At 64.7% G+C, this 1,325-nt stretch carries 1 pseudogene; it reads right to left on the bottom strand.

Going from position 1 to position 1,325, the window contains the following annotated elements:
* Nucleotides 1-83: 83 nt before the first annotated feature.
* Nucleotides 84-1,262: pseudogene (locus ACCAA_RS04700) on the bottom strand (ATP-dependent helicase); the annotation flags it as partial.
* Nucleotides 1,263-1,325 lie beyond the last annotated feature (63 nt).

The following is a 1,325-nucleotide window of genomic DNA, read 5'->3' as shown; positions in this document are numbered from 1 at the left end:
TTCTTGCTACCCACCGCCAGGCCTTGAAAATACGGGGTTGGAGCCCTCATGCGTCAGGGCTGCTTGGTAATCGTCTATGCTTGTCACTTCCACATCGCCCGCATCCGCGCCGCGAGGTCGAGCGCCTGCTGCTTCGGGTTTGGACTTGCCGGTAGCACCACCGCTGGCGGCGGCCACGAGATCTGCTCGAAGTGGGGCAGCAAGGCATTGGGGATGAAGCGCGTGCGATTGGCATAGACGTGGCGGTCGCCGAAGCCCGCCTGGTGGGACACATAGAAGCGCTGCGGTAGCAGGATGTCCAGGTGTTCCTTGGCGCGGGTCATGGCGACATAGAGTAGCCGTCTCTCCTCCTCGATTTCGAGCGCCGACCCGGTGGCCATGTCGGACGGGATGCAGCCATCAACGGCATTGAGCAGGGTGACGGCCGTCCATTCCTGCCCCTTGGCCGAATGGATCGTCGACAGGATGAGGTAGTCCTCGTCGAGCAGGGGCGGACCGGCCTGATCGCTGGTCGCATCCGGCGGGTCGAGCGTCAGTTCGGTGAGGAAGCGCTCGGCGCTCGGATAGGTCATGGCGATACGGGCGAGTTGCTCGATGTCGGCCTGCCGGATTTCCGCGTCGTCATGCAGGCGGTCCATTTGCGCGTGGTACCAGGAGCCGATCTGGTCGAAGGCGGCTGGCCAGGGCGTGGCACCCGGCCCGCTGTTCTCGATCAAGGTCGCAAACTCGAGCCAGGCGGCCCTGGCGCCATCAGGAACGTGCTGCTCGCTGAGCAGTGGGCGGGTGGCTGTGGCGATGTTCGCCAGAACCCGGCCTGCGCTTTTCGGGCCAATGCCGGCCACCAGTTGCATGGCGCGGAAACCAGCCAGTCGGTCGCGCGGATTCTGGGCCCAGCGCAGGACCGCGAGTACGTCCTTGACATGAGCCGCTTCGAGAAACTTGAGCCCGCCGAACTTGACGAAGGGGATATTGCGCCGGGTAAGTTCCAGTTCGAGCCGCACGCCATGCTGCGCTGTCCGGAAAAGCACCGCCTGCGCCTTGAGCCTGATTCCCGCCTCCCGTCTGGCGAGGATCTGTTCGACGACGTGAATCGCCTGATCGGCATCGTCACGGACGGACACCAGGCGCGGTTTCTCGGATGAGCCGCGGTCACTCCACAAGTCCTTGCTGAAGCGCTCGGCGGCGAGCGCGATCACCTGATTTGCAGCCGCCAGGATCGGCTGCGTCGAGCGGTAGTTGCGGTCGAGCGTCACCCGTTGTGCCGCTGATCCTTACCCTCACCTGACTCCGTTGGCACTCAAGGGCGCTTGGGGGGGCGGCAGTGA

Source organism: Candidatus Accumulibacter aalborgensis (assembly GCF_900089955.1).
In the GTDB taxonomy this organism is placed as follows: domain Bacteria; phylum Pseudomonadota; class Gammaproteobacteria; order Burkholderiales; family Rhodocyclaceae; genus Accumulibacter; species Accumulibacter aalborgensis.
Note: the sequence above shows the minus strand (reverse complement) of the source record. Positions and strands in the feature narration are given on the sequence as shown.